Raw genomic sequence first — 15,515 nt, forward strand, 5'->3', positions numbered from 1 at the left:
TCGCGAACATGCATACTTTCTTCAAACAAAACAAAGGATCACCAATCATGGCCAAGGACGAAATCAATGCGTTCCTGGGTGCGGGAACTTCCTACGAGGGGAAGTTGCAGTTTCAGGGCTCGGTCCGGATCGACGGCAGCTTCTTGGGCCAAATTGATTCGGAAGGGACGCTTATCGTCGGTCAGGACGCTAAGATCGACGGCGATGTGCATGTCGGCAGCTTGATTCTCAGCGGTTCCCTCAAAGGTCAAGTCGTTGCCGACAACAAGGTTGTTCTGAACAAATCAGCGAATATGCAGGGAACAATGCGCACGCCGAGCCTGGTCATCGAGGAAGGAGCGATCCTGGACGGAGAAGTGCTCATGTCCAAAAAAAACGAGACAACCTTGTCCGAGCAAGAATTTGGAGAGCAACAACCCTGATGAAATCAGGTTCTGCATATGGTGATTCTCATCAAGTCCAAGAATAAAAATGAAATGTTTTGACAGAGACCTTAAAATTAGCTAGAGGCCTTTTGGCTTGCACTAAAATTCACATATCCACCCGGAGGACAGATTATGATTGATGTCAACATTTCTATGATCATTCAGCTCATTAACTTCTTCATCGTTTTGGCGGTCTTGAATGCTGTCCTCTATCGGCCCATCCGTGCCGTCATCAAGAAACGTGGGCAAAGAATGGCCGCGCAATTGAGTGACGTGGAAAACTTTACCGCTCAAGCCACTGATAAAATTAAATCCTACGAAGACGCGTTGACCGTCGCCCGGCAGAAGGGAATTGATATACGCGCCCAGCTCAAGGCTGAAGGATTCCAGGAAGAAGCAGCTCTGCTGGGGGATGCCAACAGTGCGGCCGCTCAACATTTGAAATCCGCCCGGAATGATGCCGCGTCACAGGTACGCGCGAGTCAAAAAGTTCTCACGTCCCGGGTAGAGAATTATGCGCAAAAGGTCACAAAGAAAGTTGTCGGCTGGGCCGTGTAACAGCACTTTACCGTAAGGAGGGCTTGGAGTTGAAACGGATAGCGATTTTTTTGATCATGGTAATTATGGTGCTTGTGAGCGCCGGCTTGGCATGGTCTGCCGCGGAGGCAGGAGACATGGCCAAGTGGAGAGATTTCATGTGGCGGGTGATCAACTTCATCATCTTCGTCGCGATTCTCTACTGGGCAGCCGGGAAGCGCATTGGAAAGCTTCTCTCGGACCGTCGCGAGAAGATTCGTGATGAACTTGTGGAACTTGACCAGCGCCGGACCGAGGCTGACAAGAAGCTCCAGGAAGTAGAGGCCCAAATCAAGGATCTGGACACCCAGCGCGAGAAGGTCCTGGCGGATTTTCAGCAGCAGGGGGAAGCATTGAAGCAGGCAATAATCGCCCAGGCGCATGAGAAAGCCGCCCAGATCAAGGCTCAGGCCGAGTCTTCCGCCACCCAGGAGTACAAGCTGGCAACGGACAAGCTGCGTGAAGAGCTTGCGGATATGGTCATCGAGGCTGCTGAGAAAATGATTCAAGCCCAGTTGACCAAAGAAGGCCATGAAAAATTGATCCAACAATCCTTAACAAGGGTGGTGCTGCATTGATTGGAAACCTGGTGGCGCGAAGATATGCCCGGGCTTTGTTCTCCTTGGGCTTGGCTCAGGGAGAAGCTGAACTCGTCGCCTACGGCGAGAATCTTTCCGGGTTGGTTGAGGCCTTGAACGAGTCGCCACAACTGGACCGCATATTCCGAAATCCTGTTTTCAAGGTGGAAGAAAAAAAAGCGGTTGTTGATGCGATTCTTTCAAAAATCAAACCTCAGCAGATGATCGTTAATTTTTGTCATCTTCTTGCTGACAACAACAGATTAGGTTTTCTGGCCGACATTCAGGCCTACTACGCCGAACTGCTGGATGAGCACCAAGGCATAGCTCGCGGCAAAATGATTACGGCCATTGATCTGGAGCCGGAAATTCAAGAACAGCTGAAGAAATCACTGGAGGAAAAGACCAGCCGCCAGTTGATTCTCGACTACGCGGTCGACCCGAACATACTGGGTGGATTGGTATTGAAAATTGGGGACAGGGTATTGGATGCCAGCCTTCGGGCCCAACTGGTCGCGATGAGAGAAACCATCAAGAGGGGTGAGTAACGGCCATGCAAATTAAAGCAGATGAAATCAGCAAAATTATTGAAAGCCAGATTGAGAATTACGAACAGCGCGTGGAGATGAGCGAGACTGGCGTCGTTCTCTCCGTCGGTGACGGCATTGCGCGTGTTTACGGCGTTGAAAACGCCATGGCCATGGAGTTGCTGGAATTTACCGGCGGCGTCTATGGAATGGTGTTGAACCTGGAAGAGGACAACGTTGGTGTTGCTCTGCTGGGCGAAGACACGCACATCAAGGAAGGCGACACAGTCAAGCGTACAGGGCGGATCTTTTCCGTACCCGTTGGCGATCCCGTTGTCGGACGCGTCATCGATCCTCTCGGCAATCCGCTGGATGGGTTGGGCCCCATTGAAGGCAAGGAATTCCGGAAAGTGGAAATCAAGGCGCCGGGAATCGTCGCCCGAAAGTCCGTTCATGAACCCATGTACACCGGCTTGAAGGCCGTTGACGCCATGACGCCCATCGGCCGCGGACAGCGCGAACTGGTTATCGGCGACCGTCAGATCGGCAAGACGGCGCTCTGCCTGGATGCCATCCTGGCCCAGAAAGACAGCGACATTTTCTGCTTTTATGTTGCCATCGGCCAAAAGAAGTCCACAGTTGCCCTGGTCGTGGATACGCTCCGCAAGTACGGCGCCATGGAATACACCACGGTTATCTCAGCCACGGCTTCCGAACCTGCTTCGCTGCAGTACATCGCTGCCTACGCAGGTTGCACCATGGCCGAGTACTACAGGGACAGCGGCAAGCATGCCCTGATCATCTACGACGACCTTTCCAAGCAGGCCGTAGCCTATCGCCAGATGTCCCTTCTTCTGCGCCGCCCTCCAGGACGCGAAGCTTTCCCCGGCGACATTTTCTACAACCACTCCCGCTTGCTGGAGCGTGCCGCCAAAGTCAACGACAGCATGGGCGCCGGATCCCTGACCGCTCTGCCGATCATTGAAACCCAGGCCGGCGACGTATCCGCCTACATCCCGACCAACGTCATCTCCATCACGGACGGTCAGGTCTATCTTGAGCCGAGCTTGTTCTATGCCGGCGTGCGTCCCGCGATCAACGTCGGTTTGTCCGTATCCCGCGTTGGCGGCGCTGCTCAGATCAAGGCGATGAAGCAGGTTGCCGGCACATTGCGTCTGGATCTGGCTCAGTATCGTGAGTTGGCCGCCTTTGCCCAGTTCGGATCGGATTTGGACAAATCCACTCAGCAGCGTCTCAACCGCGGCATGCGTCTTGTTGAACTCTTGAAGCAGCCTCAGTATCAGCCCATGAACGTGGCCGAGCAGGTTGTCTCTTTATATGCCGGAACCCGAGGCTTGATGGACGATCTCCCGGTTTCTTCCGTTGCCAAGTTTGAAAACGAATTGCAGGAATATATGCGCAACCAGCGGCCGGACATTCTGGATGCCATCAAAACCAAGCAGGCTCTGGATGCGGATCTTGAAGCGAAACTGCGCGAGGCTATCGAAGCTGTAAAGAAGACCTTCCAGGCTGAATAACCGTTGAGGAGAGAATAATGCCTTCTTTAAAGGACATTCAGCGCAAGATCAGCGGGGTCAAGAAGACCAAGCAGATCACCAAAGCCATGAACATGGTGGCGTCGGCTAAGTTGCGCAAGGCCCAACAACGCATCGAGCGGTTTCGACCTTACGCCGACAAGTTCTATGACATGCTCACTGACCTGAGCAGCCGCACTGATGCTTCCGCGCACCCTTTGCTGGAAGTCCGCGAGGAGATCAAAAAGGTTGTGATCGTCCTGGTTACCGCGGACAGAGGGCTTTGCGGCAGCTTTAACGTCAACCTGACCACGAAAGCCCGCAAGCTGGCCTTGGAAAAGGAAGCAGCGGGCAAAACAGTGGAATTCATCTGCGTCGGCAAAAAGGGTCGTGACGTAATGCGCAAGCAGCCATGGCCCATCATTTCAGAATACGTCAACGTGATGAATACCTTTGACTTCAATTTGGGAGCGGAACTCGGAACCAAGCTGATGAACGGCTACCTGGACCAGGAGTACGACGAAGTCAACATCGTATTCGGCGAGTTCATCAGCATCGCCAAGCAGTCAGTGACCACTCTCCAGGTGCTGCCTATCGTCTCGGCTGCCGAAGCCGTTGAGGAAGTTGAGGCCGCTCCCAGCGAATACATCTATGAGCCTTCCGTCGAAGGCATCCTATCCGAATTGTTGCCGCGGTTCGTAAACGTTCAGATTTACCGCGGTCTTTTGGATACCAACGCAAGTGAACATGCCGCCCGGATGCGGGCCATGGACAATGCGACGAAAAATTGTGACGAATTGGCAAAATCATTAACCTTGGTCTACAACAAGGCACGGCAAAGCACCATTACCAAAGAGCTGATGGATATCGTCGGCGGTGCTGAAGCACTGAAATCAGCCTAAAGGGGGCGTAGTACATGAGTGAACTTATGGAAGGAAAGGTGGCGCAAGTCATTGGGCCCGTCGTTGACGTGTCCTTTCCAGAGGGAAAGCTGCCATACATCTTGAGTGCTTTGAATATTCATAATCCCAATAATGAAGATGCGCCCGACCTCGTGGTCGAAGTTGCTCAGCACCTTGGGAACAACCTAGTCCGCTGCATCGCCATGGACGCTACGGACGGTCTTGTTCGCGGCACTGTCGCCAAAGCCACGGGCAAGCCGATCATGATTCCCGTTGGCCAGCCTGCCCTGGGGCGCATATTGAACGTTGTCGGTCGCCCCGTGGATGAAATGGGTGAAGTCAAATCCGACAAAATGATGCCCATTCACCGCAAGGCACCCAGCTTCACCGAACAAAGCACCAAGGTTGAACTGCTGGAAACCGGCGTTAAGGTTATCGACCTGCTGATCCCGTTTCCCAAGGGCGGAAAAATCGGCATGTTCGGTGGCGCAGGCGTTGGCAAGACCGTTATCCTGATGGAAATGATCAACAACATCGCCAAGCAGCACGGTGGTATTTCAGTGTTCGCCGGTGTTGGAGAGAGGACTCGTGAAGGAAACGACCTGTATCACGAAATGAAGGACGCCGGCGTTATCGAAAAGGCCGTGTTGATCTACGGTCAGATGAACGAGCCTCCGGGAGCCCGTGCCCGCGTTGCTTTGACCGCCCTGGCTTCCGCTGAATACTTTCGCGATGAGGAAGGTCAGGACGTATTGCTCTTCGTTGACAACATCTTCCGATTCACCCAGGCCGGTTCCGAGGTATCCGCTCTTCTTGGCCGCATGCCTTCCGCGGTGGGTTATCAGCCTACGCTTGGAACAGACCTTGGTGAACTCCAGGAGCGCATTACATCCACTACCAAGGGATCTATTACCTCGGTTCAGGCCGTTTACGTTCCCGCGGACGACTTGACCGACCCTGCACCGGCCACCACGTTTGCTCACTTGAACGGAACCATCGTATTGTCCCGACAGATCGCCGAGCTGGGCATTTATCCCGCGGTGGATCCCCTGGATTCCACATCCAGCATCCTTGACCCTCTTGTTCTTGGTCACGAGCACTACAATACCGCTCGGCAGCTGCAGATGATCCTGCAAAAGTACAAAGACCTCCAGGATATCATCGCCATCCTTGGAATGGACGAACTTTCCGACGAAGACAAAGTGACCGTATCGCGTGCTCGGAAAATTCAGCGTTTCCTTTCCCAGCCTTTCTTTGTTGCCGCGCAGTTCACCGGTAAGGAAGGCCGCTATGTGAAACTCGAGGACACCATTCGTGGATTCAAGGAAATTATCGAAGGCAAGCACGACGAAATTTCCGAACAGGCTTTCTATATGGTCGGTACCATTGAGGAAGCTTTGGAAAACGCGAAGAACTTCTAAGCTTGAAGGTGGCAGAAAATGGCCAAGACCATACACTTGGAAATTGTCACTCCGGACCGGAAACTCTTAAGTGAGGACGTCGAGTTTGTCGGCGCACCCGGTTACAACGGCGAGTTTGGCGTTCTGCCCGATCACGCTCCTTTTTTGTCCGCCCTTGGTGTTGGCAGTCTGCACTACAACAAGGATGGAAGAACATACTGGATTTTTCTTTCCGGCGGTTTCGCGGAAGTATCCGGGAACAAGATGAGCGTACTGGCGGAAGTTGCTGAACGTGCCGAGGAGATTGACGCGGAGCGGGCTCGCAAGGCCAAGGAACGCGCTGAAAAGCGAATGATCGAGCAAAAAGCTCAGATCGACTTTGCCAGAACACAGGCTGCCCTGCAGCGTGCATTGGCAAGAATGAAAACAAGAAGCATGGTTGCGTAACTGCAGCGAAGCTTTGGCATAAGACGCATAAACGGGAGCGAATCCAGCGGATTCGCTCCCGTTTCCATTTTTGACTCACCAATTCAGCACACGCTCTATTTCTGAAATCGGTATCGCGTTCGGTATCGATATCGATACCGAGCCATGCGCGGCAACTTCATGAGTTTGTAGAAGTCTTTTTTTGGTAACTATTCAGTACATGGTGTGCGATCTGCCTCTGATATCGGGGTCGGTGTCGGGGTCGGAACCGATTTCGAAAAATGTTCAGAAGACCTATGCATAGCTCCGCCTGCGACCCCGATCCCGATACCGACGCCGATTGCGATGCCAAAGTCCGCAGGGCAGTAGCATGCCGAACAGTTACTTTTCTTGTAACTATTCAGCACATATGGTGAATGACCACTCCCCAGCACTGAAAATTCCGGCTTTCTCCTGAATGACGAATCGGAGCAAGCCGTTGCCATGTTAGTTATACCGGCAAAAGCCGGTTTCCAGATCTTTTTCTGACTCTGCTGAGTTGTTACTTTTTTTGATTCCCAACTCCTCAGCTACATCACGTCTTGATTCGATTATTCGGCCTCGCAAATTCTGCGGCCTGCATCATAATATCGGATGCGCCTAGTCAAACACATCAGGCACACCAGGCACACCAGGCACATCAGGCACACCAGGCACACCAGGCACACCAGGCACACCAAACACATCAGGTGCGTTTCAATGCATTGGCCATGTCAAGGGGAGTTGCGGGAGATTCGGGTTGGCTGCGCTTGTGCGGCAGACCGGCCTTGATTTCACGAAGGATCTGGAGACCGTCCACCTGGGCTTCCTGTTTCGTCGTGATCGCATTGAGCATTGTCTGCAGTTTGAGGAAATCCGTTCCGCGAATCATACCTACCATTCCTCCCAAGACAAGTCGGCGCAAGGCCAATTCGCCACGTGTGCTTTCGCGAATTTTTTCCGCCAGTGGCAAAAAGAGGAAGTTTGCCAATACAATGCCGTAAAGCGTTGAAACCAAGGTGACGGGAATGCTTCTTAATATCAGGGAAGTATCTCCCAAGCCAACAAGCATGCCGACAAGACCGATGACGCTGCCGGCAACTCCGAATGATGGAGCATACGTTGCCATGTTTCTGAAGATTCTTTCCATCTCTTCCCGGTGTTGGACGAACGCCTTGGCTTCGGCCTGAAAGATCTCCCGAATCTCCATTTCCGTGTACCCATCTTCAATCATTTCCAAACCATGATTCAAAGGCGGGTAGTGCGGAGTTTCTTCGCTCAAACAGATCCGCCCCGAGCGCTTGTACATATGGGCTGTACGCAGCAGTTCCTTGACCAGAATCCGCTCGGAAATGCTCTCCTCGGAGTATGCCGCCCCGGCACATCGCCAGGCCCGGCGAACCCCCTCAGGACCACTGCCCAGAACGGCGGATCCCAGTGTGCCGAAGACAACTACAAGCATGGCAGTGGCGTTAAAGTAGATGGAAGCTTGTCCCGAGAAAAAAAATACGCAACTGAATCCAATAAAGCAGATTGCCGCGGCAATCAGGGTTCTGCTCTTCATGAACGTGCTCCTGGGGTAAAACTTGCTGTCAGCGTGCAATCAAAGGTTTATCAGGGGTGATCCGAATTTCCAGCCGGCGCTGTGAATTCCTTGATTCCATGAATTCCGGCAACGGAAGAGGTGCATTGCCACGCGCCTGGATGATCAAAATTTCCGGGTTAACGCCGGCTTGAAGCACGAAGTGCTCCGCGACCGCAGCTGCGCGGAGCGCAGCGACCTTCCACACTCCTCGTTCAGGGGAATCAGAACCTCGAGAAGCGGGAGGCGCATCATCGGCGAAACCTGTAATCACGATTGTTCCCTGAGCCAGGGAGATGGCATGTCCAATCTTTGACAGCAAAATACCCGGGCGATGTTCAATTTCGTGGGACATGGAATCAAAGATATTCTCGCCGAAGAGTGTAATGACAATGGATGCGTCTTCCGCAAAGGCGATGTTCAGCATCCGTTCATGGCCCAGCAGTCTCTCCCGGAGTACATCGTAGAGGGGCAGCATGTTCAGTTGGGCGCTCGAAGGCGTAACGGTCTGAATGGTTGCGCTGGAACGGTGGCTCAGCACCAGGCGATCCTTTTCGCGAAGGGAAAAGACAAACAGAACCAGAAACAGGATGAACATGACCATCATCAGGTCAGACCAGGGAACGGACCAGGTAGCGTGACGCTGCTCGCCCTGCTCCAGAGCGAATTCCGGCAGGTTCATAGGCATCCGGTGTTCGGATGTTTGGATATGGTCGGTAATTGTTTTCTTTCGAAGCATAACAGGCTCGTTGGTTGCGTGCTTTCGATTTGCAAGTTAAATGCCTGTTCTAAAAGCAGAGTTTGCCCATGATGCGCTGTCTGTCCTTTTGTTAAATAATCAATAATCATAGAATATTGAGAAGAATGCCTCATTACGTGAGAATGTGACTGCTCATGCCATTTGCGGCCGCTTGATAATCACGTCAGCATTTTGGCAACAAATTGCCGGTATGGCATGATGCCCCCTTTGAAATTGCGGGCACATAATTCCTGTGTCGGACTGCCTTGCGTCAAACAGTGAACACGTTCATTGAGTTTTTTGCGTTCTCATGGAGGAAGAATTCATGTTCAGCTTTATTCATGCTGCGGACATTCACCTGGACAGTCCTTTGCGGGGAGTCCAGGTGCCGGAGGAGTGGGTCCGGGATGAAATCCGGGGCGCCACGCGCCGTGCGTTCGACAACCTGGTGGAACTGGCGCTGCGTGAGCAGGTCGCGTTCATCGTAATAGCGGGCGACCTGTTCGATGGCGATTGGAAGGATTTCAACACCGGACTGTATTTTGCCAAGCGGATGGCACGGTTGCGGGAGGCTGGAGTTCAGGTGTTCATCGTCTCGGGCAACCACGACGCCGTCAGCCATATCAGCAAAGCGTTGAGTCTGCCCGAAAACGTTTCTCTTTTTTCTTCCCGTAAGGCCCAGACGCACAAGCTGGAATCCCTTCAGGTCGCCATTCATGGACAAGGATACGCCGGCCGGGTTGTTTCCGAGGACCTCAGCCGCAATTATCCGCCGCCTGTGGAAGGTTTTTTCAACATCGGTCTGCTGCATACATGCTTGAACGGACGTGAAGGTCACGAACCGTATGCCCCCTGTACCGTCGACGGATTGCGGTGCAAAGGATATCAGTACTGGGCTCTGGGCCATATCCACAAGCGGGAAGTAGTGCTGGAAGAAGATCCGTGGATTCTTTTCCCCGGAAATACCCAGGGCCGGACGATCCGGGAAACAGGCGCCAAGGGCTGCACGCTGGTCACGGTCAATGATGGACAGGTCAGCCGGCTGGAGCACGTGGACCTGGACGTGCTGCGCTGGGACTTGTGCCGGGTTGATGTCTCCGGATGCCGTGGTCCGGAGGAAATCATGGAAAGGACCCGGAACCAATTGCTGGATGTCCTGAAAGACGGAGACGGGCGGCCGATGGTGGCCCGTCTGGAACTGTACGGTACGACATCCATGCACCAACGACTCCAGGCCAATCCGGCCTCCTGGGAAGACGCCATGCGATCCCTGGCGGCGGATCTGGGCGGGGATGACCTGTGTTTGGAAAAAATTCGCATGCGGACCCATGAGCGGCTGGATCTGGAAACGTTGATCCAGAGCAACGAGGCCTTGGGCGGGTTGATCTCCGGCCTGCAGCACCTGGAAATGGACGCTGATGCTCTCCGGAATATCGATCCGGATTTCGACGTGTTCTTGAGCAAGCTTCCGGCGGAACTGTTCACCGGAGAAGATCCTTTTACGCCGACCAACCCCGGGCAATGGGCCGAAATCCGTGAGGATGTCAAAAATCTTCTGGTCGCCCAACTGCTGGAAACCGAGATACATGACCCGAGGGATCATTGATCTCCCTCTGTCAAACGGAACAAGTCGGCAAATCGCAGTTTCTCTTTTTTTCCTCTTCACGCAAATTTACTGAAATGGGAGCGGAGGATGAAAATTAACCGCCTGGAACTGGCAGCCTACGGTCATTTTACGAATCTCTGCCTGGATTTCACTTCCCGGGATCCGGGGCTGCATGTCGTCTACGGCCCGAATGAAGCCGGGAAAAGCACGGCGCTGCGGGCCATCCGGGCCCTGCTCTACGGCATCGAGTCCAGAACCAGCGACAATTTTCAGCATAAATACGACAAGCTGCGTATCGGGGGAGAGCTTCAGAACCGGGACGGCCGAATATTGAGCTTCTGGAGGCGCAAGCGCAACGTGGGCGACCTGCTGGACAGAAACGAACAAGTCATGGATCAACGTATCCTGGACGCATTCCTGAACGGCATCGAAGAGCCCTTGTTCAATTCCCTTTTCGGGATAGACCACGAGACTTTGATCTCCGGGGGCAAGGCCATTCTGGAGCAGCAGGGCGACGTGGGCCAGGCATTGTTCTCCGCCGGCGTCGGGCTGGCTTCGCTGCACGGGATCATTGCTCGGTTGGAACAGGAAGAAGCCGACCTGTTCAAGCCAAGCGGCCGCAATCCGCAACTGAATCAGGCCATCAAACGACACACGGATTTGAAAGCGGAAATACGCAACCTTTGCCTGGCAGGAAGCGAATGGAAGAAACGCCGCCAGGTTCTGGATGAACTTTCCAGGCAGCTGGAGGAAACGGAACAGATCAACCAGCACATGAGAACCGAACTGGAACGTCTGGAACGCCTGCAGCGCGCCCTGCCCTGCATGGGTAAGCGGGATTCGCTGCGGCAAACCTTTGCCGCACTGGCCGATGTTGCCACGCTCAGCGAAGACTTTGCAACGCGTGTGCTGCAGGCTATGGAAGACCACACTGCCGCCGCCAAAAGCCTGCAGGAAGCCCGCTCCCGACGTGAGCGACTGGAACTGCGCACCGCTGGAACCCAAATCCGCCAGGACATCCTGGATCAGGCTGAGAGCATCGACAGTTTGCATAAACAACTGGGAATGGTCCATCAGGCCCGAAGGGACCGAACTGCCCTGCACGCCGATCAGTTGCGGCTGCGCACAGAGGCCGAAACCCTGCTGACCCAGTCCGCTCCGGCCCTCGACCTGAACCATCGCGATGAGATCAAGAACCTGCTGGCGCAGCGCCAGACCATTCACTCTCTGTGCAATCGTTTTGCCGTTTTGACGGAGGCCGAAACCCAAGCCCGGCGTCAATTCCAGGAGGCGACAACGGCTTTTGAAAATGTGCAAGGCGCTCTGAGTCAGCTGCCGGAGGCGCCGGATCTGGAGGGGCTGGCCACTGCCGTGAACATGGCCCAGAAAGCCGGAGACCTGGACAGCCAGATTCGCAAATTGGACAAGGACGCGTTGCTGCTCAAGGAGAATGCGGCTGCAGTAATCACCCGCATCGGTCTCTGGAAGGGCGAGCCGGAAGCGATTGCCAATCGTCCCCTGCCCGCTGCTGAAAGCATTGCCTGGTTCGCGGACCGGTTCAAGGAAACCGCTGATGGCATGAAGACCAATTTGTCCCTGCGTGAATCCCTGCAGGAAGATCTGACGAGAATTCGGCAAGATATTGCAATCATCGAACAGACCGGCCAGGTGGTGACGGAAGAGGACCTGCTCCAGCGGAGAAGGCACCGTGATCAGGGCTGGCATCTGATTCGCGGGGTCTGGCTGGAAGGTCAAGACCTGGCGGAGGATGTCATGGCTTATGCCGGGAATATGAGCCTTCCGGCCGCTTTCGAAGAGGGGATGCAGGCTGCCGACGAAGCCGCGGATCACCTGCGTTTAGCCGCTGAAAGGGTTCATCAATACGTCACGAAACGTACTGAGGCCTGCAAACTGGAAAGCCGGCTGGAAAAACTGGCTGAAGAAGCGGCACGGACTGAGGAAGAGCAGATTCGCCTGGAAACCCAGTGGCGCGAACTCTGGGCCCCTCTCGAACTGGAGCCCCGTACTCCATCCGAAATGCGAGGGTGGCTGGAGCAATGTCAGGAAGGATGCCGGAAATTCCTGGAAGCCCGCAAAGCGAATGCCGAAAAAACTCCGGTTCTCGTCCAACGCCGGAACCTGCTGGCTCTTCTGGCAAAGGAACTGGGACGGCTGAACCGCCGGCATCCGGATTCCGCGGAAGAATTGGCCCCGTTGCTCGAGTACGCGGAACAGCATCTGGGCTCATTGAAAGCCCTGCGGGAGCAGATCGTGAGCCTGCGCAAGGAACTGGCTCGCCTTGCCCAGGAGCTGGACAGGAGCGGCAAATCACTAGAGCAATGTTCAAAAAGAATTGACGATTGGCGACAGATCTGGAAGGAAGCCTTGACCAGTTTCGGTCTGCCATTTGAAACCACTCCGGATGCGGCCGTGGGCGTTCTGGAAGCCCTGAGCACCTGCCTGGAAAAAATCAACCAGGCTGATCAGTGTCGTGGTCGGATCGATGATATTGATGCCTGCATCCAGCACTTCGAAGCCGCGGCCGCGGCTCTGACAGGATCCATCGCAGCTCCGGAGCTTGATGGCTTGACCATGGATCAAGCCGTAGTCAAGCTGCAATCCCTGCTCACACAAGCCGGATCCCAGAAAACAATCCGGGATAAGCTTCTCGCTGACCTGGAAGGCCTTGAAGAAGAAATCCGTCATTTCCAGGTGACCATGGAAATGACGGAGAATCAGCTCACCGAATTGCGACGTGTGGCTGGAAAGGAGACGAATGAAGGGCTGCGGGAAACCCGGCAGCGCTATGAGCAGTGGCTGGCCGTCCGGTCCGAGTTGACCCGACAGGAGGAGGTCCTGATGGAGATTGCTCAGGGCGTGCCGCTGGATGAACTGGATCGGCAACGCGCTGAGGTTGACCCGGACACCCTGCCGGGACGCATCGATGCCTTGCGGAGTCAGATTGCCAATGAACTGGAACCGCGGATCAGGGCGTTGTCCGAGCAAAAAGGCGAAGCTCGAAGCGAGTTGCAACGCATGGACGGCAGCGACGCAGCCGCTGCCAAGGAAACTGAAATCCAGGGAGCTCTGTCCCTGATCCGTCGATTAGCCGACCGATACACCCGGGTCCGCCTGGCCGCGCTACTGCTGAAACAGGAAGTTGAACAGTACCGCCGCCGACATCAGGGACCGATTCTGGCCATCGCTTCCCGCTACTTTGCCGCCCTGACACTTGGTTCATTTTCAGGATTGCGATCGGACATCAACGACAAAGGACATCCCGTTCTGGTGGGAGTCAGCTCCAACGGAAGCATGAAAAACATCTCGGAAATGAGTTTCGGCACCAGGGATCAGCTCTATCTGGCCCTGCGCCTGGCTACCTTGGAATGGCGGCTGGAATCCCACGAGCCGATGCCCTTGATCGCCGACGACATTCTGATCAATTTCGATGATCATCGAACCACGGCCACTCTCCGGGCGCTGGCCGACCTGGGTCGAAAAAATCAGGTCATCCTTTTCACCCACCATGGCTGGGTCGTGGATGCGGCTATTAATCTGGATATACCCGACGAGGCCCATGGGCATATTCGGGAACTTGTCAAAATCCATCACTTGGGACCCATGGCCGTACGAGAAAATGAACCAGTCGACTGATCCCACACAGCTCAATCTACGGCCATGTGCAGCCGCCATTTGTCGGTATTCCAACCTTTGCGAAGCCGGAAAATCCAGATAAGATGGATTGCAGTCGAGTAGCGACAGAGACATGACGACGAACCCAGGAGATGGAAGATGCGTGATGCGAGCTCAATCTCCTTAATCGACGCAGGATATGCAACAGAAAACGAGCGTTGTTCACCCGCCGGAGGATTTATGATGAATGCAGTAGGTAGAATTGGTTGTCTGTGGATACTGTTCGGAATGCTGTTCCTGGTGGGCTACTTTGGCGAGGCATCAGCACAGGATTCAGCGGAACAATCGCCTGAGTCAACACACCAGACGCAGGATCAACCTGTTCCGCAGCCCATACATGCGCCACCCGCCGATGAGGAACCCACGGACATTCCAGACATGGGAATTCCCGTGCTTGTTGAACATGTTGGAAACGATCCGGTGGGTATGCGTCTGGCGCTTCACCTCAAGGAAACCTTTCAGAAATCTTCCCTGTTCCGCTTGGCCGGAGGAGAGGAAAAGCATCTCAATCTGCGGCTGACCACCCGCCCGCAATTTCCGGAGCGACCTTTCCTTGGGTCAAAGTATGCGGTAGTTTGGCGCTATGTGGAGTCCAGAGAGGTGCTGGCATACTACCTGAGTGATCGGTTGGGATTTGTTGATGCGGATGTTGTCGCCCAGGAGGCGGAAGTTCTGGTCGCTGAAACGGACAAGGTCGCATCGCGATTCAGATATCTGTTGGAATAGGTACTGCGCACCAGTGGGCCGAATTGCGGGGGGGTGCGGAGGAATCCAAATATTTTGATGGCTTGATCCGCTTGCTTGTGCCGAATGAGATGAGGGTGTGATGCTGCTTCAAGACAGACTCAAGCAGTCCCGAACAATGTTGGATGAAGTCTTCAGCCAATACGGCCCCGACCGGACTGCCGTGGCCTGGACTGGCGGCAAGGATTCCACGGTGGCGCTCTGGCTGTGGCGCGGGCTTCTGCAAGAGCATGGAAAATTCCCCTTACGGGCCGTCAACCTGGATACAGGCTTGAAGTTTCCTCAAATCCTGGAGTTGCGCAACCGGATGGCTCTGGAATGGGACATCGCACTGCATGTCCAGAAGCCGAATATCGACCTGAGCGGATATCCCGTCGCCGCGGACAAATTGTCCTGCTGCCGGGATCTGAAAATCCTGCCGCTTCAGCAGGCCATTCAGGAATGCAGTATCTTGGCCCTGATAACCGGCCTGCGTCGGGACGAACATCCCAACCGCACCGACCGGGACTATCTGGAACAGCGCCGCAACCCGGACCACGTCCAGGTCAATCCGATCCTGGACTGGACGGAAATGGACGTTTGGGCCTGCATCATGGAACATGATCTGCCCTACTGCAGTCTGTACAACGTGGGCTATCGATCCCTGGGCTGCATGCCCTGCACCTTGGCTCCGGATCAAGTGCAAGGCAGTTCGGAACGGGCCGGACGGGACCCGCAAAAGGAACGCCAAATGGAGACGTTGCGCAGCCTTGGCTATTTCTAGG

14 protein-coding genes are annotated in these 15,515 nt (G+C 54.6%); 12 read left to right on the forward strand and 2 right to left on the reverse strand.

The window, feature by feature from the left end:
- Positions 1 to 47 precede the first annotated feature (47 nt).
- The 8 genes from ACYQ15_RS13655 to ACYQ15_RS13690 all read left to right on the forward strand — a co-directional run bounded on the left by ACYQ15_RS13655 (position 48) and on the right by ACYQ15_RS13690 (position 6,390).
- A complete protein-coding gene (locus tag ACYQ15_RS13655) occupies positions 48 to 422 on the forward strand; it encodes a bactofilin family protein (protein WP_459938058.1) in 375 nt (124 codons plus the stop codon).
- A 135-nt stretch (positions 423 to 557) separates the two neighbouring features.
- Positions 558 to 983, forward strand: coding sequence for a F0F1 ATP synthase subunit B (locus ACYQ15_RS13660; RefSeq protein WP_459938059.1), 426 nt, complete (start codon positions 558 to 560; stop codon positions 981 to 983).
- 29 nt (positions 984 to 1,012) lie between these two features.
- Complete coding sequence (atpF, locus tag ACYQ15_RS13665) at positions 1,013 to 1,579, forward strand: F0F1 ATP synthase subunit B (RefSeq protein WP_459938060.1); 567 nt, start codon at positions 1,013 to 1,015, stop codon at positions 1,577 to 1,579.
- Entirely contained in the window at positions 1,576 to 2,127 is a 552-nt protein-coding gene (atpH, locus tag ACYQ15_RS13670; RefSeq protein WP_459938061.1) for an ATP synthase F1 subunit delta, read from the forward strand. Before atpF ends, atpH begins: the two co-directional genes overlap by 4 nt.
- 5 nt (positions 2,128 to 2,132) lie before the next feature.
- Positions 2,133 to 3,644, forward strand: a complete 1,512-nt coding sequence (gene atpA, locus ACYQ15_RS13675) for a F0F1 ATP synthase subunit alpha (RefSeq protein WP_459938062.1) — start codon at positions 2,133 to 2,135, stop codon at positions 3,642 to 3,644.
- Between the two features lie 17 nt (positions 3,645 to 3,661).
- A complete protein-coding gene (locus ACYQ15_RS13680) occupies positions 3,662 to 4,543 on the forward strand; it encodes a F0F1 ATP synthase subunit gamma (protein ID WP_459938063.1) in 882 nt (293 codons plus the stop codon).
- A gap of 14 nt (positions 4,544 to 4,557) precedes the next feature.
- Positions 4,558 to 5,964, forward strand: coding sequence for a F0F1 ATP synthase subunit beta (atpD, locus tag ACYQ15_RS13685; protein ID WP_459938064.1), 1,407 nt, complete (start codon positions 4,558 to 4,560; stop codon positions 5,962 to 5,964).
- Positions 5,965 to 5,982: 18 nt separating this feature from the next.
- On the forward strand, positions 5,983 to 6,390 hold the full coding sequence (locus tag ACYQ15_RS13690) for a F0F1 ATP synthase subunit epsilon (protein ID WP_459938065.1): 408 nt from the start codon (positions 5,983 to 5,985) through the stop codon (positions 6,388 to 6,390).
- A 703-nt stretch (positions 6,391 to 7,093) separates the two neighbouring features.
- Here ACYQ15_RS13690 and ACYQ15_RS13695 read toward each other — a convergent pair.
- Positions 7,094 to 7,951: a motility protein A gene (locus tag ACYQ15_RS13695; RefSeq protein WP_459938066.1), complete on the reverse strand. Its 858-nt coding sequence runs from the start codon at positions 7,949 to 7,951 to the stop codon at positions 7,094 to 7,096.
- Between the two features lie 28 nt (positions 7,952 to 7,979).
- Positions 7,980 to 8,657: a flagellar motor protein MotB gene (locus ACYQ15_RS13700; protein WP_459938067.1), complete on the reverse strand. Its 678-nt coding sequence runs from the start codon at positions 8,655 to 8,657 to the stop codon at positions 7,980 to 7,982.
- Between the two features lie 376 nt (positions 8,658 to 9,033).
- On the opposite strand from ACYQ15_RS13700, the gene ACYQ15_RS13705 reads away from it, so the two are divergent.
- The 4 genes from ACYQ15_RS13705 (at position 9,034) to ACYQ15_RS13720 (ending at position 15,514) form a co-directional block, all read left to right on the forward strand.
- Complete coding sequence (locus tag ACYQ15_RS13705; RefSeq protein ID WP_459938068.1) at positions 9,034 to 10,314, forward strand: metallophosphoesterase family protein; 1,281 nt, start codon at positions 9,034 to 9,036, stop codon at positions 10,312 to 10,314.
- Positions 10,315 to 10,401: 87 nt separating this feature from the next.
- Positions 10,402 to 13,968, forward strand: coding sequence for an AAA family ATPase (locus ACYQ15_RS13710; protein ID WP_459938069.1), 3,567 nt, complete (start codon positions 10,402 to 10,404; stop codon positions 13,966 to 13,968).
- A 219-nt stretch (positions 13,969 to 14,187) separates the two neighbouring features.
- A complete protein-coding gene (locus ACYQ15_RS13715) occupies positions 14,188 to 14,733 on the forward strand; it encodes a hypothetical protein (protein WP_459938070.1) in 546 nt (181 codons plus the stop codon).
- Between the two features lie 100 nt (positions 14,734 to 14,833).
- Complete coding sequence (locus tag ACYQ15_RS13720) at positions 14,834 to 15,514, forward strand: phosphoadenosine phosphosulfate reductase family protein (protein ID WP_459938071.1); 681 nt, start codon at positions 14,834 to 14,836, stop codon at positions 15,512 to 15,514.
- The last annotated feature ends 1 nt before the right edge of the window (position 15,515 follow it).

The organism is Desulfonatronum parangueonense, assembly GCF_054656975.1.

Excerpts from the sequence above, each read along its gene's own strand:
- ACYQ15_RS13655 (WP_459938058.1), top strand. The coding sequence starts at position 48 with ATGGCCAAGGACGAAATCAATGCGTTCCTGGGTGCGGGAACTTCCTAC.
- ACYQ15_RS13660 (WP_459938059.1), top strand. The coding sequence starts at position 558 with ATGATTGATGTCAACATTTCTATGATCATTCAGCTCATTAACTTCTTC.
- atpA (WP_459938062.1), top strand. The coding sequence starts at position 2,133 with ATGCAAATTAAAGCAGATGAAATCAGCAAAATTATTGAAAGCCAGATT.
- ACYQ15_RS13680 (WP_459938063.1), top strand. The coding sequence starts at position 3,662 with ATGCCTTCTTTAAAGGACATTCAGCGCAAGATCAGCGGGGTCAAGAAG.
- atpD (WP_459938064.1), top strand. The coding sequence starts at position 4,558 with ATGAGTGAACTTATGGAAGGAAAGGTGGCGCAAGTCATTGGGCCCGTC.
- ACYQ15_RS13690 (WP_459938065.1), top strand. The coding sequence starts at position 5,983 with ATGGCCAAGACCATACACTTGGAAATTGTCACTCCGGACCGGAAACTC.
- ACYQ15_RS13695 (WP_459938066.1), bottom strand. The coding sequence starts at position 7,951 with ATGAAGAGCAGAACCCTGATTGCCGCGGCAATCTGCTTTATTGGATTC.
- ACYQ15_RS13700 (WP_459938067.1), bottom strand. The coding sequence starts at position 8,657 with ATGCCTATGAACCTGCCGGAATTCGCTCTGGAGCAGGGCGAGCAGCGT.
- ACYQ15_RS13705 (WP_459938068.1), top strand. The coding sequence starts at position 9,034 with ATGTTCAGCTTTATTCATGCTGCGGACATTCACCTGGACAGTCCTTTG.
- ACYQ15_RS13710 (WP_459938069.1), top strand. The coding sequence starts at position 10,402 with ATGAAAATTAACCGCCTGGAACTGGCAGCCTACGGTCATTTTACGAAT.
- ACYQ15_RS13715 (WP_459938070.1), top strand. The coding sequence starts at position 14,188 with ATGATGAATGCAGTAGGTAGAATTGGTTGTCTGTGGATACTGTTCGGA.
- ACYQ15_RS13720 (WP_459938071.1), top strand. The coding sequence starts at position 14,834 with ATGCTGCTTCAAGACAGACTCAAGCAGTCCCGAACAATGTTGGATGAA.